This window comes from Dickeya chrysanthemi NCPPB 402, assembly GCF_000406105.1.
In the GTDB taxonomy this organism is placed as follows: Bacteria; Pseudomonadota; Gammaproteobacteria; order Enterobacterales; family Enterobacteriaceae; genus Dickeya; species Dickeya chrysanthemi.
This window is the reverse complement of sequence record NZ_CM001974.1, coordinates 2,622,642-2,642,552: the sequence shown is the minus strand read 5'-3', so window position 1 is coordinate 2,642,552 and position 19,911 is coordinate 2,622,642. Positions and strand designations below refer to the sequence as shown.

General features: G+C 53.2%; 20 protein-coding genes and 1 pseudogene. 4 read left to right on the top strand and 17 right to left on the bottom strand.

Features of this window, described 5'->3' with window-relative positions; all coding sequences use genetic code 11:
• Positions 1-20: 20 nt before the first annotated feature.
• On the bottom strand, positions 21-260 hold the full coding sequence (locus DCH402_RS11845; RefSeq protein ID WP_040001259.1) for a hypothetical protein: 240 nt from the start codon (positions 258-260) through the stop codon (positions 21-23).
• Positions 261-363: 103 nt separating this feature from the next.
• Here DCH402_RS11845 and DCH402_RS11840 point away from each other — a divergent pair, with 103 nt between their 5' ends.
• The gene (locus tag DCH402_RS11840; RefSeq protein WP_040001258.1) at positions 364-1,062 is read left to right on the top strand and encodes a metallophosphoesterase; all 699 of its coding nucleotides are present in this window, start codon (positions 364-366) and stop codon (positions 1,060-1,062) included.
• A gap of 287 nt (positions 1,063-1,349) precedes the next feature.
• Positions 1,350-1,649, top strand: a complete 300-nt coding sequence (locus DCH402_RS11835; protein ID WP_038926985.1) for a hypothetical protein — start codon at positions 1,350-1,352, stop codon at positions 1,647-1,649.
• Between the two features lie 98 nt (positions 1,650-1,747).
• On the opposite strand, the gene DCH402_RS11830 is transcribed toward DCH402_RS11835, so the two are convergent.
• From DCH402_RS11830 to DCH402_RS11755, 15 genes are all read right to left on the bottom strand, one after another.
• Positions 1,748-3,295 carry a methyl-accepting chemotaxis protein gene (locus tag DCH402_RS11830; protein WP_040001257.1) on the bottom strand — a complete coding sequence of 516 codons (1,548 nt, stop codon included), beginning with the start codon at positions 3,293-3,295 and terminating at the stop codon, positions 1,748-1,750.
• 606 nt (positions 3,296-3,901) lie between these two features.
• Entirely contained in the window at positions 3,902-5,590 is a 1,689-nt protein-coding gene (locus DCH402_RS11825) for a methyl-accepting chemotaxis protein (protein ID WP_040001256.1), read from the bottom strand.
• A 252-nt stretch (positions 5,591-5,842) separates the two neighbouring features.
• Positions 5,843-7,657, bottom strand: coding sequence for a sensor domain-containing diguanylate cyclase (locus tag DCH402_RS11820; protein WP_040001255.1), 1,815 nt, complete (start codon positions 7,655-7,657; stop codon positions 5,843-5,845).
• A gap of 223 nt (positions 7,658-7,880) precedes the next feature.
• Entirely contained in the window at positions 7,881-9,185 is a 1,305-nt protein-coding gene (gene guaD, locus DCH402_RS11815; protein WP_040001254.1) for a guanine deaminase, read from the bottom strand.
• Between the two features lie 511 nt (positions 9,186-9,696).
• Positions 9,697-9,888, bottom strand: coding sequence for an ogr/Delta-like zinc finger family protein (locus DCH402_RS11805; protein WP_012769529.1), 192 nt, complete (start codon positions 9,886-9,888; stop codon positions 9,697-9,699).
• Between the two features lie 95 nt (positions 9,889-9,983).
• Positions 9,984-11,159 carry a contractile injection system protein, VgrG/Pvc8 family gene (locus DCH402_RS11800; protein ID WP_040001252.1) on the bottom strand — a complete coding sequence of 392 codons (1,176 nt, stop codon included), beginning with the start codon at positions 11,157-11,159 and terminating at the stop codon, positions 9,984-9,986.
• A complete protein-coding gene (locus DCH402_RS11795) occupies positions 11,156-11,650 on the bottom strand; it encodes a phage tail protein (protein WP_038927221.1) in 495 nt (164 codons plus the stop codon). The genes DCH402_RS11800 and DCH402_RS11795 overlap by 4 nt, the downstream gene beginning before the upstream one ends.
• Positions 11,651-11,660: 10 nt before the next feature.
• Positions 11,661-12,767 (bottom strand): hypothetical protein, encoded by a 1,107-nt coding sequence (locus DCH402_RS11790; RefSeq protein ID WP_233276278.1) that lies wholly within the window; start codon positions 12,765-12,767, stop codon positions 11,661-11,663.
• Positions 12,760-12,879 carry a GpE family phage tail protein gene (locus tag DCH402_RS21390; protein ID WP_012769533.1) on the bottom strand — a complete coding sequence of 40 codons (120 nt, stop codon included), beginning with the start codon at positions 12,877-12,879 and terminating at the stop codon, positions 12,760-12,762. The genes DCH402_RS11790 and DCH402_RS21390 overlap by 8 nt, the downstream gene beginning before the upstream one ends.
• A gap of 32 nt (positions 12,880-12,911) precedes the next feature.
• Positions 12,912-13,202: a phage tail assembly protein gene (locus DCH402_RS11785; protein WP_040001250.1), complete on the bottom strand. Its 291-nt coding sequence runs from the start codon at positions 13,200-13,202 to the stop codon at positions 12,912-12,914.
• Positions 13,203-13,262: 60 nt separating this feature from the next.
• The gene (locus DCH402_RS11780) at positions 13,263-13,781 is read right to left on the bottom strand and encodes a phage major tail tube protein (protein WP_013318224.1); all 519 of its coding nucleotides are present in this window, start codon (positions 13,779-13,781) and stop codon (positions 13,263-13,265) included.
• Between the two features lie 14 nt (positions 13,782-13,795).
• Complete coding sequence (locus DCH402_RS11775; protein ID WP_038668429.1) at positions 13,796-14,965, bottom strand: phage tail sheath protein; 1,170 nt, start codon at positions 14,963-14,965, stop codon at positions 13,796-13,798.
• Positions 14,966-15,183: 218 nt separating this feature from the next.
• A complete protein-coding gene (locus DCH402_RS11770; RefSeq protein WP_040001249.1) occupies positions 15,184-15,795 on the bottom strand; it encodes a tail fiber assembly protein in 612 nt (203 codons plus the stop codon).
• A 2-nt stretch (positions 15,796-15,797) separates the two neighbouring features.
• Positions 15,798-16,376, bottom strand: a complete 579-nt coding sequence (locus tag DCH402_RS11765) for a phage tail protein (RefSeq protein ID WP_040001248.1) — start codon at positions 16,374-16,376, stop codon at positions 15,798-15,800.
• A 288-nt stretch (positions 16,377-16,664) separates the two neighbouring features.
• The gene (locus tag DCH402_RS11755) at positions 16,665-17,240 is read right to left on the bottom strand and encodes a recombinase family protein (protein WP_040001246.1); all 576 of its coding nucleotides are present in this window, start codon (positions 17,238-17,240) and stop codon (positions 16,665-16,667) included.
• A 36-nt stretch (positions 17,241-17,276) separates the two neighbouring features.
• Here DCH402_RS11755 and DCH402_RS11750 point away from each other — a divergent pair.
• Positions 17,277-17,795 (top strand): annotated as a pseudogene (locus DCH402_RS11750) (phage tail protein); the annotation flags it as partial.
• Between the two features lie 151 nt (positions 17,796-17,946).
• Entirely contained in the window at positions 17,947-18,513 is a 567-nt protein-coding gene (gene smrA / locus DCH402_RS11745; RefSeq protein ID WP_040001244.1) for a DNA endonuclease SmrA, read from the top strand.
• 50 nt (positions 18,514-18,563) lie between these two features.
• On the opposite strand, the gene DCH402_RS11740 is transcribed toward smrA, so the two are convergent.
• Positions 18,564-19,910 (bottom strand): MFS transporter, encoded by a 1,347-nt coding sequence (locus DCH402_RS11740; protein ID WP_040001243.1) that lies wholly within the window; start codon positions 19,908-19,910, stop codon positions 18,564-18,566.
• Position 19,911 lies beyond the last annotated feature (1 nt).

The window sequence follows — 19,911 nt, the reverse complement described above, 5'->3', positions numbered from 1 at the left end:
CGGTGAGGCTGACCGCGCCGCTATACAGCCCAACCCAGCCGCCCGACCACCAATGAGTTAAGCGTTGTGCGGGAACCGGCGCCGCAACGCCCGGTAAAAAAACTGTCTTCGCGGATGATAGGGTCCACACTGTAACCATAGGCCAGGCGCTGAATCAGGTGATGAATAGTGTGGAGCAACAGCGTCGGCAGCATACCGGCGATGCCAGACAAGACACCGCTTAACAGCAGCGCCACCGCAAGGCGAAGGCGTTGCGACATTACCCCGGACATACACACTCACATAAGATACGGAACACCGTGTCGGTACGGACAGTATCTCACAGCCGGCCTCCACCGGTATGTATGAGAGAGGAGCCGCAAAATGACGAGTATTCGACGATCGCCGGCCTATCAGCGCATTAGCGGTACTGACTGGCGCCATATCTTCGTTGCAGGAGATATACACGGTTGTTACCGGCAACTGACGGCTAAGCTGGATCAGGTCGGGTTCGATATCCATCGTGATCTTCTGGTGTCCGTTGGCGATGTGATCGATCGCGGTCCCCACAATCTTGCGTGTCTTGATTTGTTGCAACAGCCTTGGTTTCGCGCTGTGCGCGGTAACCATGAGCAAATGGCGTTGGATGCGCTGGCCGATGCCAGTCGTATTCCATTGTGGCGCGCCAATGGCGGCGACTGGTTTTTCAGGCTGGCGGAAGCACAGCAGAAGCTGGCTCGCCAGCTGTTGGTGCAGGCGGCGCAATTACCCTATGTGCTTGAAATCGAAACAGCGGGTCAGCGTAGGGTGGTGGCCCACGCCGATTATCCGGCTGATTGCTATCAGTACGATCAGCCGTTGCCCTGGGCGCAGGTGCTATGGAACCGACGCCGGATCAGTCGGGCGATGGCGGGTCTCGGCGGGCCGATTATGGGGGCCGACGGTTTCCTGTTTGGGCATACACCGCTGCGCCAGCCGCTGACATGCTGGAATATGCATTATATCGATACCGGTGCCGTATTTGGCGGTGAGCTGACGCTGTATTGTATTCAGGATAGCGGTAAACGGGGTGGAGGAAAATAAAGGTGAATGCGTTGAGTTGTTCAATATTAATGTGTTGGCCTGCACTCGAATTATTTTGGGTATATGCTTAATACTCCGGATTTTTAATTCGGCTCTCTGCCTGAATGGGGTGAGTAGGAAATAAGTATCGTTATATTCCTATGCTATTTCTGTTTGTCGGTATCCAGGCGTTATTAACCTGCCAGTAACGGGCCGGCGCTGAGCGCTACGTTACACCGTGCTCCGGTATTTTATCCGACGACGGAAATGTCTGGGGAGTGGGCATTTTTCTGGGTGAGGAAAGTTTCGTGAAAAAATATCTTTTCCAATTATTATGCGTGTCATGTTTTTTATTTTCTGTGGTAGCGGACGCGAAAAATACCCGACTGAGTGATAATCAGGTCCGTCAAATGATTATTGAAGAGTCGATTGCCGGTTATTCGGGAAATTGTGCGTGTCCGTACAGTTCGGCCAGAAATGGCAGCCGTTGCGGCGGCCGCAGCGCCTGGAGTCGCAAGGGCGGTGCTGCGCCGGCCTGTTATAAAGATGATGTGACGAACGAGCAGGTGGCTCGCTGGCGTGAACAAAACAAGGAGAGAGCGCAGTAATGTCATCGACGCCGCACCGAATGGCTACGGCAAGGCCCGTTCTGTAATGCAATGCGCCCTGACGACATCATCAGGGCGTATGTCGGTTTGAAAACGCGTTATCGGAAGACGTGCAATGCCTGTTCCAGACGATGTGCTTGTTGCTTGAGCTGGTCGGATGCCTGAGCACAGGCGTTCACCTGAGCCGCATTCTTCTGGGTAATCTGCTCCAGTTCTTCCACTGCCCGGCCAATTTCAGATAGCCCGACCGTTTGCTCCTTGGTCGAATCGGCAATATGCGCAATGAGTTCGCTGACGCTGTTTACCCTCGACACAATGTCTTGTGTGCTGTTGCCGGCGTCCCTGACGTGGGTAGAACCGTAGCGAACCTGCTCGACGCTGGATTCAATCAACTGTTTGATTTCATTCGCTGCACTGGCGCTGCGTTGTGCCAGATTCCGCACCTCACCGGCGACCACGGCAAACCCTTTGCCTTGCTCACCTGCGCGAGCCGCTTCCACCGCCGCGTTCAGGGCCAGAATGTTGGTTTGAAACGCGATGTTATCAATGATGGAGGTGATGCCCGCGATTTTCTCCGAACTGGCGACAATACTATCCATGGTTTTTTCCATTTCGCCAATCACCCGACCGCCGCTGATGGCGGCATCACAGGCGGTTGCCGCCTGCCGGCTGGCTTCGCTGGTGGTAGTGGTATTGGTTTGCACGGTAGTATTGATTTCGTTCATGGCGGCCGCCGTCTGCTGCACATTCGCCGCCGTACGTTCGGCATGGTCGCTCATGTCTTCACTACCGTGAGCCAGGTCGTCGCTGGCCGATCGGATATTCAACACCTGCGTGCTGATGTCATCGACCAACCAACGAAACATTAACCCCAGTTGCCCAATCGCGCGCTGGATGGTGCCGATTTCATCGGCGCGATTGCCGTACTCAATCGTGTTGACGTTGCCGGTTGCGACATCCAGCGCCTGTTTTTTAACCATCTCGATGGGGGTGATTAACTGCCATTCGAGTAACACATCCAGCAATAACATCATGCCCGTCGTAAAGGCGCTGGTAATATAAAAATCAGCGTCGAAATTGCCGTGAATCGCCCAAAAAACGATGTAGCTGAGCAAGGTGGCCAGCGTCATGATCCCACGCAGGCGCCAACGCATCGAGATTAACTTCAGACGTGAAAATAACCCCGTCAGACCGGTACGAAACAGCACCCCTTTATTTAGCTTAAGATTTTTACCTTGTCCGCTGCGCATGGTCTGATAGAGCTTTTCCGCAGCGTCTATATCCTGGCGTGATGGCTGGGTACGCACCGACATATATCCGGTGGTCCGGCCCTGACGCACAATCGGCACCGCATTGGCGCGTACCCAGTAGTGATCGCCGTTTTTACGTCGGTTTTTGACCAGCGCCGTCCAGGGCTCTTGCTGTTTTAGCGTTTGCCACATGTCGTGGAAGGCTTCAACCGGCATATCCGGATGACGGACGAAATTATGCGGCTGCCCATCGATCTCTTCAGGCTCGAAACCGCTGACTTCAATAAACGCATCGTTTGCATAAACAATATGGCTATTCACGTCAGTGATCGACATGAGCGTAGCATCTTTATTAAAAACGTATTCCCGCTGTGTGACTGGCTGGTTGTTGCGCATTTCAGGTCCTCATGAAAATTATTTTTAGTTCGGACTTTAGGGTCTGTCGCATTGAAAAGGGATATAGCCGCGATTCTTCAGCTTGCAGGTGAGCTGCCGTTATTTTCTGCCTTCCATGAACATCTCCTTTTGAAAACTCATTAAGCTACTTTCAGCGCTGTCCTCCTGCCATTTGCGTTATTGGGGGAGCGTCATACGTCAGATGGTTTTTCGATAAAACGCCAACGATAGATGCCCCTCTGTTTGGGTGTAAACAGCCATTAGTTGGTTTAATTAACGGTTTCGTAACGCAATGATAACAGGCACATGCGTACCATCTGATCCGATATCATTTTAAATTTAGCATTTGTCTGGATAATTTCATTTTCTGTAGGAAATAATGATGCGTGACGGCACCATTCCGATGGAAAATAAACAAATTAGTCCTTATTTCCCGCGTTTAGGGGGCAGAAAGGAATCTGGTTTGTTACGCGTTTTTTGAATCACCGCGTCAGATATAAAAAGCGTGGAATAATCTGTGTGATTTTGGGGAGAGAACCGCTTCGGTGGTTGTCCGCCCCTTAACAGGGCGGACGATAAAAACAGAATGAGCAAGAGGGTGGCCGGTCAGAACGTTTCCCAGTTGCCCGTCTCCTGATACGCGCCGGCGGTAGCCACCTTATGACCAACGGATAGACGCGGTGTTTCAGCGGTCATGCTGACGGCAGGACGGTGCTTTTCGGTCGTGAGCGATGCCGCGCCATGCAACCGGAACAGCGATACGGCACGGTTGAGTTGATCGCTCTGTTCTTCCAGCGACACGGCGGCATTAGCGGATTGTTCTACCAGCACTGCATTCTGTTGCGTGACCCGGTCCATTTCACTTACCGCCTGACTGACCTGATCGATGCCGCGGCTCTGTTCTTCCGATGCGGAAGAGATTTCGCCCATGATGTCCGTCACCCGTGTGACAGCCTTCACCAGGTCGCCCATGGTTTCACCGGCGGAAGCGACCAGCACCGAGCCTTCTTGTACCCGGCCGACGGAATCTTCGATCAGCCCTTTGATTTCACGGGCCGCATCGGCGCTGCGTTGCGCCAGCGTGCGGACTTCGCCGGCCACTACCGCAAAGCCGCGGCCCTGCTCGCCGGCACGCGCCGCTTCGACCGCGGCGTTGAGCGCCAGAATATTCGTCTGGAAGGCAATGCTGTCGATAAGCCCGGTAATGTCGCTGATTTTTTGCGAACTGCCGCTGATTTTCCCCATCGTACTCACTACGTTGTCGACGACCTGCAACCCTTTATGGGCAGTGTCCGATGCATCCCGCGCCAGTTGGGAGGCGTGACGGGCATTGTCGGCGTTCTGTTTTACCGTGGCGGTCAATTGTTCCATGCTGGCGGCGGTTTGCACCAGCGCGGCGGACTGCTGCTCGGTACGGGAGGAGAGGTCGTTGTTGCCGCCGGCAATTTCGCTGGCGCGATGATAAATGTTGTCTGCGCTTATCCGCACTTTACCGACGGTATCAATCAATGCGTGTTGCATGTGACGAACGCGCTCCGCCAACTGGCCTATTTCGTTTTTCGCCTCAATCGTCAGTGACTGTGTCAGATCGCCGGTGGCGATATGGTGCAAATGCACCATCACCTGATTTAATGGCTGCAACAGGATTCGACGAATATAGACCCAGGCGCTACTGGTAGCGAACATTAGGATCAGTACGCAAACCGCGATCACGATAATACTGTAATAGTAATTTTGGCCGCTATCGTTCACTGCATTGTCATTCAGGGCATCGTTTTGCTGAAAATAAGCATCGAAGGTGTTCTGAAACGCGTCCTGTGCTTTTTGCGTCGGCAAGGCCTGAATGGTTTTGACGTCTTGGGTTTTTATTAGCTCGACGATTTGCTGCAATATACGACGTAACGCCAGATAATTATCGTTGATGTCTTTAGCCAGTGCCGCGTCTTGTACCGACAGAAGGGGAATCTGTTTGTAAGCGGCGAAATGCTGGTCCGCCTGAGCCAGCGACTGGTTAGCGACATCAATCAGATCAGCCGATTTTCCTGCGCTGGGAATATTGTTGGTTTCCATGATCATGCGAGCGATTGCGCGATTCATGGTATTGCGCGTCTGAATCAGAGCAATCCATGCCGCGTTGAGCTCGCCGCTTTGTTTACGCAACGTTTGTGCGACCACGAAGTTATTACGATCACTCTTCATGGCGCCAAAGAAAAAACCGTAACTAACCAGTTGCAGCACGCTTAAAGCCAGCAGTAATGAAAATAGCCCGGTGACAATTTTTATATTTCTGAACATAGCACGCTCTCGATGATTGAATAATGACGTCGGTAAAAAAGCCATCGGCAATCAAAAGTGAGAACTTTAAAAAAAACGTGATTTTCATCACAGGAAATACTTATGACAGAGGTGCCAGGCAAATTGGCTGTTTGGATAAAATAAACGGGATGATTCACCAGATGAGATTATCTCTATAGTTTTTCGTTATTCGAATTTTGGCAAATCGGTGTGCTCGTTATGGCAAGGTAAAGCCTATTTATCCGGCTGATATCAGGGCGGTGAAATAAACCGGCGTTTGGCCTGATACATGGCGGTATCTGCCTGACGGATCAATTCATTGGCGTTAAGCGCAGCGCCCTGCGGCAGGATCGCGCGCCCTACACTGGCGGATAACGTAATCGTCTGGCGGCGAATAGTGACCGGTTTTTCGATCTTCGCCTTCAGCTTTTGAGTAATCGCGCGAATTTCGCTGTTCAGATTATTCTGCTCATGGATGACCATCAGAAACTCATCGCCCGCCAGACGACCGATGAAATCATAAGATCGGGTATTCTGGCGCAGCAGGCGTGCAAACGTTTTGATAACCCGATCGCCAAAATCATGGCCGAACTGGTCGTTGTAGTATTTGAAATTGTTGATATCGAAAAATAACAATGCCAGTGCGCCGCGTCGCTTTTTACCTGCCAGACGGTTCAAATAGCTGATGACCGCTCGCCGGTTGGGCAGGCCGGTGAGATGGTCGTGGTTGGCTTCGAATGCCAATTGGTCGCGCAATACCGTGAGGTGGGTAATATCGGTAGAGAGTATATAGGTGCCGAGTTCCGGCGGTTCAGCCGGCACCATTTCAGTATGAAAAGTCACTATCTGGCCGTCGGGCATATCCATCACGTGCTCAAAGGAAGTCGGCTGCTGTTTCTGGCGTAACTCTTCCAGCCGCGGCAAAAACAGCTCCACCTCCTGTGGGCGAAGGATATCGTGAATATCGCGTTGGTAGAGGGAGTCATGTTCATGGCCGATGAGTTTGCGCAGGTGGCGATTGGCGAAGACCAACACGTTATCCGGGCTGATGCAGGAAATTATGGCCGGAATATGATCGGTAATATCCTGAATAAATTGATGACTCTGGCGCAATTCAGCGGTGCGTTGTTCCACCCGGCTTTCCAACTCATGGCTCAGGCTGCGTAATGCCCGCTCAGAGGCTTTCTGGTCGCTCAGGTCGGTCAGCGCCAGCAGCAGGCCGAACTTGCTGCCGTCCGGGTTGTAGAGCACCGAAATCGAGACCTGGGCCCACAGTTCGCTACCGTCTGCGCGAATATAGCGCCGTTGTTGTGTGCATTCCCGCATGTCGCTCTCCATCAGTTGTGCATGGGTGCTGATTAAGCCCGGCAAATCGTCCGGGTGCACGACGTTTTCCACAGGGAGAGCCAGCAGGGTTTCCTCGTCGTAACCGAGCATGTCGCACAGTGCGTGATTGAATTTTAGTGGCCGTTTGTCCGGTGCGATCAGTGCCAGGCCGATGGCGGCGCGAAAAAATATTTGCTGACTGATGTAATCCGATTGATGCAACCGTTCCTGCGCTATCGCTTCACGTGCCTGCATTTCCACTTTATGCAGCACGGTTTGCACGATACACGCCAAATCGCTCAACTGCTGTAGCTCATCGTCGCTGAATGTGCGCGGATGGTTATGGTAAAGACACAGCGCGCCAATCGGCGTACCCCGCGAAGAGCACAATGGATAACTGGCGTGGAAACGAATGGGGTCGTCGCTGGTGACCTGCGGATTGGCGGCGAAGCGGGCATCCAGCAGCGTATCCGTAACGATCAGCGGCGCGTTGGCGCTTACCGTATGGGCGCAGAAGGAAAACTCGATGGACGGCTCCTGACGGGGAAAATTGTCTTTTGACAAAAACCATTGACGCTCGCTGTTGACCAGGGAGATCACCACGCTTTGCACCTGAAAAAAAGTACGGGTGATGCGCGCCAGACGCGGGAGCTCTTCGGCGGGCTGAGTGTCGAAAATATTCAGCATACGCGAGAAGATATCTTGTTGCTCTTCGCTACAACGATGACATGGGGACGTCATGACGAAACCTTATGGTGCCGGGTAATAATGGCTGTTAGCGCCGCACAAAGCGGAACTCAGCGGATATCGCCATCCCACAATTGGCCTGAACGCTTTTCCGGTATGATTCAAGAATAGTTATCGGTAGGGGGCACACCGCAACATGACTTTTTTTAGTGAAATGTGCGATGTGTCACCCTATGGAGTGAAATCCGGTCCGTTTTATCACAGACCGCTCGGCGGTTTATTGCGCCCGCTGATAGACGCATTCACCGTGAACATAAGTCGCGCTGATGTTTCTGTCGTCGCCTTGCATCATCAGCGCGAACAGCCGTGAGTCCAGCGAGGTGGATTGTTGCTGGCGCAATTGCTGTAGTGGGGTGGCGGCCCAGTCGAGTACGACGAAGTCGGCCGTTTTGCCCGGCAGAAAATTACCCAGTTGGTCATCCAGCGACAGGGCGGCGGCGGCACCCAGCGTCGCCTGATACAACCCTTCGCGAGCAGACAGTTTTTCTCCCTGCAATTGCTGCACTTTATAGCCGTCGCTGAGGGTTTGCAGCAATGACAGGCTGGTGCCGGCACCGACATCCGTTCCCATCCCGATACGGATGCCGGCGGCTTTTAGTGGGTGCAGCCGGAACAGACCGCTGCCCAGAAACAGATTGGAGCTGGGGCAAAACGCCACGGCGGAGTGACTGTGCGCCAGCGTATGGATCTCATCCGGCTGCAGATGAATCGCGTGGGCAAACACGGAACGGCGTCCGGTCAGCCCGTGGTGGTGGTAAACATCGAGATAATGTCGCCGTTCGGGAAACAGCGATTTAACCCAGGCGATTTCATCCGGGTTTTCGCACAGGTGAGTATGCAAATAGACGTCTGGATATTCCCGCAATAGCCGGCCGGCCAACGCCAGTTGCGCTGGGGTGGAAGTCGGGGCAAAGCGTGGCGTGACGGCATAACGCAACCGCCCGCGGCGATGCCATTTTTCAATCAGTGCTTTGCTCTCGTCATAACTTTGCTGCGCGGTATCGCACAGATCGTCCGGCGCATGTCTATCCATCATCACTTTGCCGGCGATAAGACACATGTTTTTATCTTCAGCGGCGCTGAACAGCGCATCAACCGATTGTGGATGTACTGTGGCAAACACCAGCGCGCTGGTGGTGCCGTGACGCAGCAGTTCCTGAATGAAAAATGTCGCGCGCTGCCGGGCGTAATCTTCATCGGCGAACTTGCGCTCGGTGGGAAAGGTGTAGGTATCGAGCCAGGACAGTAGCTGCTCGCCGTAACAGGCGATCATCTCCGTCTGGGGAAAATGGATATGCGTATCGATAAATCCCGGCATCAACAAGCGGCCGCGGTAGTCAATCACGGTCATCGCCCGGCGATCCGTTTCGGTGAGGGCGTCGTACGGCACCGCATCCAGAATGCGCCCGTCACGCACCAACAACAGACCATCGTCGATAAAACGAGCGGCCTGCGGGTCATACAGCGGGTCGGCGATAAAATGTAACAAACTGGCGCGATAAGCTCGGGTCGTTTCCGTCATGTGTGTTCTCCCTGCTGAGGAACAGGAAACCATGGGCTCAGTCCCATAACGCCTTTCCTGCTCTCGTGTTATTCAAAGCGGTGTTAGCGTCTGATTTTTGATGGTGAAAGGAGGGAAGGGCACCATCGTCACGGCAGGATTCATCCCTTGCGGCGTTGCTGGACCTGTTGGCCGGTATCATCGCAGCAAGTGACTGAAAATCAGTAAAAGCAGAGAGATACTAAGAGTCGGCGGCAGTCAGCGTCAATAATACGTTTTTTCTATGGCGCATGGATTCGTCATGGAAAACACTTTTTGTGTATCCAATATATAAAAAACCCCGCCGGGAGGCGGGGAAAGACGGTCAGAAAAGTAAGGAAACACGGAGGGAGAGCGGAATATACCCGTCATACTTCAAGTTGCAGGTGTGTTGGCTGCGTTCGTTCACCCGAATCACTTACCTGGGTAAGTTCATCGGGATTCTCTCTCTTGCCGCCTTCCTGCAACTCGAATTATTTTGGGTATAACTGATTTATTTACGTTCGCCGTCGACCGGTTCAGTCTTGCCTGGCACCATGATGGAGCGGGTTATCGCCTCCATCGTGACAAAAGTGTGACCACAGTTGACGTTGGTGCACTGGTGGTAACGCTCCTTGGTATTTTCAGACAGGTAGCGGCTGGAACGGGCATGAGCGGAATGACGGCACAAAGGACAATGCATCATGTTGAAATCACCTTATGTGTACGGGTTAGTTAAACATCTTACACATATGGTACTGCATTGAATTCGAATTTGCAAATTAGAATTCGAAAAGTGGTTTATTGCGCCGTGGCGTTATCAACAACGCCGTAACTAACGTCGTAAGCGACATCCAGCATCGACACTTCCAGCTCAATCGCCGTGGTAAAACCACTACCGGCGATAGTGTGAGTCAGGCGCTTGATAGTCCACTGACGATCGTCTATCACTTGCTTGAACCCTTTCAGACTCACCAGTGCGCCAGGCTTCAGGTTCTCCATGCCCCGTGCCAGCGAAATCGAGAACGTCACCGTGCCGCGCTGGGTTTCACGCCATTTACTCACCGCTGCCTGCGTGGCTTCATCCTGGCTGGAGTAGGTGGTTTGTAGCGTTTGCTGGCTGTCTTCTTCACCGGCCAGATAATCGTCAGTCGACAGATCGGACGGCTGGGTAGCCGATTTGGCGCTGGGGTGCGACGTTGACGTCTTCGCCTGCGTTTTACGTTGACGGCTAATCTTCACAGTATGTGTTTTTGTGTCGCCGCTATCATGCCAGTTGGCGGTGATTGAGGTATTAGCGATGCGATCGGCAATCGTAAAACTGTGAGAGTCGCCGTCGCTGCGTTCGATCAGATACGTCGCGACATTTTTGCCATCTGCCGCCGTACCGCTGCCTGCGACAAAGAGTCGCAATGTGTCGTTTTTTATCGCCACTGTGCCGCTGTATTTTCTGGCCAGACGGCAGAGAAATGACAAATCGGACTCTTTGGATTGGTTTTCGTGCACAATCGGTGTATTAACCAACGATGTTTCGATTGATGCCAGCAGGCCGTAGCGTTCTGCAATCGTCCGGGCGATATCGCCCAGCGTGGTCGCATTATAGGAACCATCACGTGGCGTGTTGAGGTCGCCGCGAAAGTTAACGCTACGGGCGCTGAGGGTAATTCTGTCCGGTGCCCCGCTGTGACTGACCTGGTCAACCACAAAGGTGCCTTTGTCCTCCAGCGCTTTACCCTTCCAGCCGATTTTAACGCTGATTTTCTCTCCGCGTTTGGGCATCAGCACTTTGCCGTCGCTGTCATCGATATCCAGCGATAGTTGGTCGGATTCGAACCCCATGACATCGTGCAGTGACAGCGAAATGAGCCGCTGGCTGAGGTTGCGGGTCGTCTGGGTATTACCTGATGAATCCGTCAGCGTTATCTGATAGTCCGGCGCAAGCTGGTCGGCAATACCAATGCGGTTATTTACTATCACGAGAAGACACCTCCGATGGCGGCTTTGGCGGATGCGATGGCCGGTGTAATTTGCTGGTTGTACAAATCGGTAGCCTGTTGGCTGAGGTCGCCAAACATGGCTATCAGCGATTCATCGACACGCGTCAGGTTAATCGAGAATTCGATACGTTTAGCGCTGCCGTCGGAGAAGAATTCCGTATTGGTGTGCTGCAAACTTTCAACGACATACATGCCGTAAATGGTGCCGCTGCCCTCGATCAGCGGCCAGGCACGTCCTGTCCCGGCCATCAGTTCCAGCGCCGACAACGAGAGTTTGCTGAACTTGCCGTTAATTTCAGGGCACAGCACGCCATTAAGACTAATGGTTTCGTTACCTTGCCCCAAAAACTGTTGCGCAGGGCGCAGGCCGATACGGCCGTTGCTAGCCCAGCGATAATTAACATTACGACTGAGGGTACTGTACGGCAGTGTTTGCAGTTGAAAGACAAATAAACCCAGTGCAAGCATCATCATATTATCCTCATGAAATAAGGTTAGAGGTCATCGAGTTGTAGGAATAGGCGCTACTATTCGGGCTGTATTTTCTCAGTGCCTCTTCGATGTATTGCTTAATCACGTCGAGGTTACTGTTTTCGGGTACGGTAATCGTGATGTTATTGACCACGCGCTGGTCAAAATAACGTTGTGATGAATTTGGCGAGAGTGCGTTGTAATGGCCGTTCGTCATGTCGGACTGCAAACTGGCGTGGTTTTCCACGTTGCTTTGGTTCATCAGACCCGGCTGGTTGAGCAATTGCATCGCGGATCCTGACAGCGCCTGCAGATTATCAAACCCGCCCTGAAACGCTGAACCGCCATCACCGTCATCCAGATCCGCATTGCTTAAGGCGGATATCATCATGCTGGTTTCTTCCGTACCGACGAATGACTCCTGGGCGGTACCGAAGAGGGCACTCAGTCCTTCGGCGCCGCTCTGCGATGTTGCGCCCGTGCCAATCTGTGGCAGTAGGTTGGTCGGCAGATTGAGATTTTTTTGCGCATTCAGCAATGACGTGACATTGCCTGGCAGAGAGGCGGAAGCCAGTCTGGCAGAAGGGACCAAACCGGCGATATGTTGTTGGGCCTGCATGGCGGCAGCGGCGGATAAATAGATGCTGTTGACACCGTCACTGGCCTGGGCAATAAGCGATTGCGTCACGCCCGCGCTCGGGTTTTGACCTGAGCGAGAGAGGCCGCTACTGTCGGTTTGTGACAAATGATGGGCATTTTTCAATGCAGCATACGTTGGGTTCAGCGCAGCGGTGATGGCATCGAACCGCCTGGCGAGATTACCCAACATCCCCAGCTGTGCGGCGGCAGAAGTCCTGCCGCCTTTTTTGCCGCCAGATCGGGTGCTTTTCTGCGCACTGGCAACGGTTGATGTGCCACTGTTGGCGAGTTGACCGGCTTTGCTCAAGAAATCCAGCAATACACTGTTGATTTTATTCAGATACACATTGTCTCGAAGCGGTGAGAAAATGCTGTTGTCCTGAGCATTGTTGCGCTGTGTTGCTGCAGCCCCCGAACCTGGGGAAGTTGATGGCTTAGGCATCGTCTTTTGCTTAGGCATAGTCTTTTGCTTAGGCATAGTCTTGTCCACTTCGTTGTAGCGCCCGGCCACGCCAGTTAATCAACTCTGCCAGGCTCATGGGGAAAAGTTCTGATGGCGGCCAGTGGAACACCACCGCAATATCCGCCATCAGGTCGTCAACCGTGAGGCTCGGTGGGGGCGTTAGCGTACCGAGCCCGGTGATAAAAAACCGATCACCTTACCGGCGAATTCCAGCAGGTCCGGCAGCTCCAGCCCCATCACGTCCGCTTCGGTCAAGGCCGGGTAGGTGATGCGCGGCAGTAGTTTGATCAACGCTTCCACGTCGGCGCTGGCCAGTGCCGCCAGTCCGATGCCGCGCAGGGTGCCTGCCGTTGGCGTCAGTAGCGTAATTGCGTCGATCACGGTTTCACCGCGTTTAATCGGGGCGTTCAGGGTAATCACGTGGTGTTGTGCAGTGTTTTCAGCCGTCATAATAAAGACTCCCGTTTTATCAATAAGAATGGCCAGCCGTAGCTGGCCATGAAGCGGTCATTACAGACCGATATTGCGGCGGTGCTGTTCCAGACGGTCAACGCCGTTAACTTTTTCGATCATGTTGATGGTGTCGATTTCAATCATATCGACGCCGTCAATGATCAGTTTGTAGTAGGTACACTGGGTGGAAACACGGACATCGGTTTCTTCGCCTTGCTTGGATTCGCCGCTGTCAATCGACTTGTGGCGGCCGCGCAGTACGATTTCGACGGCGGTGATGTCACCGGTGTCGTCACGCTGGTAAGAACCGGCGAAACGCAACGGAACCGCATCGGCGCCCGGCAGGGCGTACTGGCTCCAGAAGGCGCTGTCCGGCAGGCCGCCCATGTTCCATTCCATTACCAGGGCGTCGTTGTCCAAACCGAAATCCACCGGCGCCGAACCTTGCATACCGCCGCCGCGGTAATTTTCCAGTTTGCGGGTCAGTTTCGGCAGGGTGACGGAGTGCACCTGGCCCATGTAGCTCATACCGTCGTTGAACAGGTTGAGATATTTAAGTTTACGTGGCAGTGCCATGAGTCAGTCGCTCCTTAGCTGTTAACGGATGCAGCCAGGTTCACCAGATACTTGTCGGTGATACGCTGACGCAGCGTGAGGTTTTCCAGTGGCGGTACCGGGGTGTACTCGTAGTCGATGTACAGCTTGCCGGCCTTCAGCGTTTCTTTATCGTTGGCGCTTTCATCGAACCAGCAGTCGGCGTCGATGATGTAGCCGTTGGATTTCAGCTCGCGGAATTTTGCCTTGATACCTTCGATGATGTCGCGGATCAGGGTGGCGGTTACCGGTTTGTCGACCGCCCACATGTGCGCTTCAGCCATGGTGTCGGCCAGTACCTGCGCTGTGCGGGTATAGTTTTCGAACAGGAACAACGGATCATCGGAACAGGTACGGTTACCCCAGAAACGGAAACCGTCTTTACGCACCAGCGTGGTCACGCCGGCTTCGTTCAGCAGGTCGGCATCGCTGCCGATGGTCTGCAGGTCCCAGTAGACGCTGGCGGAGATACCGGTCACGCCGTTGACGCCGACGTTGGACAGGGTTTTGTGCCAGCCGGTTTCCTGGTCGATCTTGGCGCGCAGACCCAGTGCACGCGCGGTGGCATAGGCCGTGGCGCTGGCGTTGGTCGCGGTGTTCCAGGCGATAAAGTCCGGCCAAATCACCATCAGTTCGCGCTGGCTAAAGTTACCGCGGTATTTGATGGCATCGGACAGGGTTTTACAGCCATAAGCGCTCACGTAACCGAAGGCGCGCAGTGACTGACAGATTGCGGCCAGCGCGGTGGCGACAGGCTGGGAATCCAGCCCCGGAACGCCGAGAATACGCGGCTTCACGCCAGTGACGGCCTGAGCATCCAGCAGGGCTTTCATGCCGGTGTATTTACCGTTGGCATCGGCACCGCCGATGATGTTGGACACCGTTTCAGCCTCGTTGGCGCCTTCAGCTACGCGAACGACTACCGTAACCGGCTTGGTCTGGTCGCCGATGGCCTGCAACGCGGCAGCCAGAGTCCCGGTTTTACCGGCTTTGCCTGCGGCGGTCAGCACATCGGTAATCAGTACCGGTGTATTCAGTGGAAAAGTGGCGGCGTCAGCATCCGGTCCGGTACAGACCATACCGACGATCGCGGTTGATACAGTTGAAATGACGCGGGTACCGTCGTTGATTTCGACGACCTGCGTACCGTGATGAAAATCACTCATCAAGAATGTCTCCTGTTGTGGGGTGCGAGTAATAGTGCCTTGTTGCAAAACAGAAGGCATTCGAATGGGGTTTGGTATGGGATGGCACAACAGGGGAAGGCGTTATTCCTGGTATTTTTAAATAAAAACAATGAATTGATGAAATAAAAAGATGCCGTTGATTTAACAACGGCATCTGTCGTGTCGGCGCAACAGGATGCGCAAATCAAGCAAATGGATCAGGCCGGCATGGCAGGCCAGTCGATGGCGGGGGCGGTAGAGACATCCACCCGATTTAACAGCACCAGATAGGTTTTCCAGTCTTTCAGCGCCTGAGTTTCCTGCTCGTTCGCCATATTCAGTTCAACGGCATACTGCAATACGGTTAAACGTTTCTCAGCCTGGGCGATGGTACTGGCCAGCTGCTGTTGTGCTACGCTAAATTGCGCGGCTTGCTGCGCCTTTTCATCCGTTACCCAGCCATCGTCTTGCCAGACATCATAGTCGTTTTTCGGCGGTAACAGCGTCAGGGCATCGGGCAGGGCGCCCGGCTGCGTGACCTGAGTAGGCTGCCGTGTTTGTTTATCGTAGGCCGTCTGCCCACGATAATCGACAATACTTTCCCAGCTTAAACCGTCCTCACTGCGTACGACAGTCTGGCCGGCTTGAAGGCTCGGCGGCGTATCGATGAAACTGTGTGCCGGAATACCCACGCCTTCCATCAAATATTCCCGGGTGCTGCCGATATATTCCCGCGTTTGTGGGTCAATATGATAGACCTGAATATATCCACTGCTGATACTCAGCCCCTGTTCATTCAGCTGAATCGTATTTTCATTTTGTGTTGTCATGATTAACCTGCCTTAACGATATAACTGAAAGCGATATTGCGTGGGCGGGTGGCACCCCAAAATGTTGGCCCTGTTTGGAGTTCATTATTCGGTGCGGCAATCCAGTATAATGAACGAGGAGTCGCATCGGGGCTATCTACATAACACTCTGCTATTTTACCTATACCATGTACAGCAGGATATAAGCCGTTATCGCCAGTGATATGTGTTCCCAATTGAGCGGAACCAATTTCTCGTTTTGCATCTACCCCACGCCCATCGTCCCAGCCGCGAATAAATTCGCCGCGCAGGTCCGGCAAGGTGCCGGCAGGATATAATTTTGCCAACTGCGGATATTTTGCGGTATCAAATGTCTGGCCATTACATTTCAGCCAGCCTTCCGGTGCTTCTGCCAGTGGCCAGGGTTGCGGGATACCGATCAAATCTTTCAACCCATCGGTCGTGGTAGATGTGGTTGCAGGGGTATCCTGGCACTTAGCACATCCAAGCGAAATACTGCCGATATTAATTGGGCTATTTTTATACAGGTTCTCCTTGCCCAGAATCAGGTCAAGTGAACAGGGGGAATTGTTTTTTTCCATGTGTTTTTTCTCAATGTTAATTTATTAACGCGCGTTATATCGCGCCATTTATTATTTGATGAAAACACCGGCTACGCATTCCCACCGTGTTGTGTGAAGAATGATAAAGCCGATGATGGCTTTATCATTTTATACCCGTCATACTTCAAGTTGCAGGTGTGTTGGCTGCGTTCGTTCACCCGAATCACTTACCTGAGTAAGTTCATCGGGATTCTCTCTCTTGCCGCCTTCCTGCAACTCGAATTATTTGGGGTATAATATTAATCATCATCCTTCATATTTTTTATATTATAATAATTCACTAACAACTGTTTTTTGTGTGGCGGGTAAATATTTATAAACGGTTTTTTCCGACACGCCGATAATATTGGCGATTTGCCAGCGGGTGGCGCCGTTATTCAGTAATGTTTTTGCCTGGTCAACCGCATCGGGGGTCATAAGGCGCCGGCGCCCGCCAATGCGGCCGGCGGCTCTGGCCGCCGCCAGCCCCGCACGGGTACGTTCGATGATCAGTTCACGTTCCATTTCCGCCAGCGCACTCATCACATGAAAAAAGAAGCGGCCGGCAGGCGTTGACGTATCAATCGCATCGGTCAGGCTACGAAAGTGAATGCCGCGGCCTTGTAAGTCCGACACCATGGTAATCAAATCGCGTACGCTGCGGCCCAGTCTATCCAGTTTCCAGACGATCAGCGTGTCGCCGCGTTTGAGTTTACGCAATGCGCGTTTAAGCCCTGGACGCCTGGCGTTTTTGCCGCTGGCGTGATCTTCGAAAATCAGTTCACAATTTGCGCTGACCAGCGCGTTTTTCTGTAATTCGGTATTTTGATCGCTGGTCGATACCCGGGCATAGCCAATAAGCATAACGTAACCTCCTGAAAAGGCTGATTGTATTTATCCTCTTGTTTTCTCGCAAACCTGGGTTTAAGCGACACGCTGAAAATCGCCGATATCGTCGGTATCCCGCTGCCCTGGCCGCAAGCCACACCGCCCGCCGGCTGGCTGAAATGCAACGGTCAGGCGTTCGACAAAAACGCCTTCCCAAAACTGGCGCAGGTCTACCCCGGCGGCGTGCTGCCGGATCTGCGCGGTGAATTTATTCGCGGCTGGGATGATGGCCGAGGGGTGGATGTTGCCCGTGAATTGCTAAGTTGGCAAAAAGGAACTCTGACTATTTCAGATCCCAATTTGAGTTCAGTAAATGTGGGGGCGTTGATACATGCAAACAACGATAGTGCCAATACATACAAATCTATGGGGTTTGATATTGTCAACAAAAGCGATTATGCCATGCTACGTGCCGCTATAAATGTGGAGACGGTGGGTGCACAAGATTTGGATTCAAATGGTTGGCAGTTTGGGTATGGATCTACCCGCCCCCGCAATATCGCCTTTAACTACATCGTCAGAGCAGCCTGACGGCCGGAATCATCCTCAACATTTTCTGACCGGGATAAACCGCAACGCGGTGAGGAAACTCACCGCGTTTCTTGCCCGCCCAGCGGGGTGATATTTGATAACGCTCTGGGTATAGTAGAGATGTAGTAAGTAGATAATTGCGAGTGACACGATGACTCCTGACGAAAAAGCCCTATTCCTGACCGCCATGGACGATGTCAAACCGCTGAAACCGTCCTCAACCGTCACTCACCTAAAACCCGCCTTACCGGGTACGACTCCCCATCGTGTACAGGAACCGGAGCCGGATAATTTCCTGATTACCGGCTTTCTTGATCTCTTTTCGTGTGATACCCCGCTGGAGTTTCGCAGAGAAGGTATCCAGCAGGGCGTGGTGGATAAACTGCGTCAGGGAAAATATTCGCTGGATGCCAGCCTGAATTTGTTGCGTCAGCCGATCGAAACCTGTCGACAGAATCTGTTCGCGTTCATGTTGCGGGCACAACAGGATAACCTACGTAACTTGCTGATCATTCATGGCAAAGGCCGCCATGATAAATCACATGCCAATGTGATAAGAAACTACCTGTTTCGCTGGTTACCGCAGTTTGATGCGGTACAAGCGTTCTGTGCCGCTCAACCATTTCATGGTGGGACCGGAGCCTGCTATGTGTCATTGAGAAAATCAGAACAGGCCCGGCAGGACAACCGTGAGCGACATGCCAAACGTAGCCGATAACGCTCGGCTTCTCTAAGAACAAAGCGCCCGGATGACCGGGCGTTAACGCATCAGTAACTCGGTTCTGCGATGGCCGGTCGGCTGTAACCAAATTGGCCTTTAGCCAAGATCATCAGCGATGTCAGTAGTGCGGGAATGGCAAGAATCGTGAACATCACGCTCAATCCCCATCCCATACTGACGACCTGTGCGCCCGCAAAAGCGCTCATGATCGCCCCCAGCCGGCCAATACCGTGCATCCAGCCTGAGCCGGTGGCGCGTGCTTCCGTCGGATAATAACGGGCAGACAGCGCATTCATGCCGGTATTCGCGCCGTTAAGGCAAAAACCGCTGCTGAATGCCACTATGGCCAGGAGCACGAAATGAGCATGGGTAACGCCAATCATCGCGGTGGCGGCACCGCCGGCGGCATAAATCACGCCAAGCGCCAAATGCGGATTAACCTTATCCATCAACCAGCCGGCAAATAGCGAACCGAAAGTACCGCCGGCCTGATACAGGGCCGTGATGATGGTGGCTTCCGTTACGCTCATCCCCGCTTCCTTGATAACGGTCGGTAGCCAGCTCCCCAGCAGATACACCATAAACAGACCAAAGAAATAACCGCCCCACAGCATAATACTGCCGAATCGATAAGAGCGGGATAACACCAGCCGAACGGCGAAAGCAGGCGGTTTTTCGGCCACCGGCATGGCGAACAAGCTATCCGCCTGGGTCACGCCGGGGGCTATCTTGTCTACGATCGGGTGTATTTGACGCGAATCCGCCCGCTTGCTAACCAAAAAGCGCACTGATTCAGGCAGCTTTAGCAACAGGAACGGCACCAGCAGAAGCGGCAGAATACCGCCCATCAGCAATACCGAATGCCAGCCCCACTGAGGAATCATCCAGGAGGCGGCAAACCCGCCGCTGGCAGCGCCGAAACTGAAGCCGCAGAAGACCACGGTGATGATGAAGGAACGTTTTTTCTCCGGTGCAAACTCCGATACCAGTGTGCCGACATTCGGCATCGCCGCTCCCAAACCTAACCCGGTCAGAAAGCGAAAAATGACCATGTGTTGCAGATTTTGGGAAAATGCGGTTAACAACGTCCACAGGCCAAACAGGAATACACTGGCAATAATGATGGTTTTACGTCCGCGCCAGTCTGCCAGCGGTCCGGACACCATGGCGCCGACCGCCAGGCCAATCAACGCCGCGCTGATAACCACGGCCAGTTCTGCATTGCCAATTCCCCACGCAGCTTTCAGCGAGGGGGCGATAAAGCCCATAATGGCAATGTCCATGCCATCAAGCGCAATAATACAAAAACAAAGGAAAACGATCAGTTTCTGGTAAGCCCCAAGAGGGCGCTGGTTAATCAGCTGGCGTACGTCAATCGCGGTGGAACCTGTCACG

Coding starts and splice junctions, on each gene's coding strand:
- DCH402_RS11790 (WP_233276278.1), bottom strand. CDS start 12,767: ATGCCTAAGCAAAAGACTATGCCTAAGCAAAAGACGATGCCTAAGCCA.
- DCH402_RS11765 (WP_040001248.1), bottom strand. CDS start 16,376: ATGGAAAAAAACAATTCCCCCTGTTCACTTGACCTGATTCTGGGCAAG.
- guaD (WP_040001254.1), bottom strand. CDS start 9,185: ATGACGGAAACGACCCGAGCTTATCGCGCCAGTTTGTTACATTTTATC.
- DCH402_RS11775 (WP_038668429.1), bottom strand. CDS start 14,965: ATGAGTGATTTTCATCACGGTACGCAGGTCGTCGAAATCAACGACGGT.
- DCH402_RS11780 (WP_013318224.1), bottom strand. CDS start 13,781: ATGGCACTGCCACGTAAACTTAAATATCTCAACCTGTTCAACGACGGT.
- DCH402_RS11845 (WP_040001259.1), bottom strand. CDS start 260: ATGTCGCAACGCCTTCGCCTTGCGGTGGCGCTGCTGTTAAGCGGTGTC.
- DCH402_RS11830 (WP_040001257.1), bottom strand. CDS start 3,295: ATGCGCAACAACCAGCCAGTCACACAGCGGGAATACGTTTTTAATAAA.
- DCH402_RS21390 (WP_012769533.1), bottom strand. CDS start 12,879: ATGGCGGATATTGCGGTGGTGTTCCACTGGCCGCCATCAGAACTTTTC.
- DCH402_RS11840 (WP_040001258.1), top strand. CDS start 364: ATGACGAGTATTCGACGATCGCCGGCCTATCAGCGCATTAGCGGTACT.
- DCH402_RS11755 (WP_040001246.1), bottom strand. CDS start 17,240: ATGCTTATTGGCTATGCCCGGGTATCGACCAGCGATCAAAATACCGAA.
- smrA (WP_040001244.1), top strand. CDS start 17,947: ATGACTCCTGACGAAAAAGCCCTATTCCTGACCGCCATGGACGATGTC.
- DCH402_RS11785 (WP_040001250.1), bottom strand. CDS start 13,202: ATGACGGCTGAAAACACTGCACAACACCACGTGATTACCCTGAACGCC.
- DCH402_RS11805 (WP_012769529.1), bottom strand. CDS start 9,888: ATGATGCATTGTCCTTTGTGCCGTCATTCCGCTCATGCCCGTTCCAGC.
- DCH402_RS11825 (WP_040001256.1), bottom strand. CDS start 5,590: ATGTTCAGAAATATAAAAATTGTCACCGGGCTATTTTCATTACTGCTG.
- DCH402_RS11820 (WP_040001255.1), bottom strand. CDS start 7,657: ATGACGTCCCCATGTCATCGTTGTAGCGAAGAGCAACAAGATATCTTC.
- DCH402_RS11795 (WP_038927221.1), bottom strand. CDS start 11,650: ATGATGCTTGCACTGGGTTTATTTGTCTTTCAACTGCAAACACTGCCG.
- DCH402_RS11770 (WP_040001249.1), bottom strand. CDS start 15,795: ATGACAACACAAAATGAAAATACGATTCAGCTGAATGAACAGGGGCTG.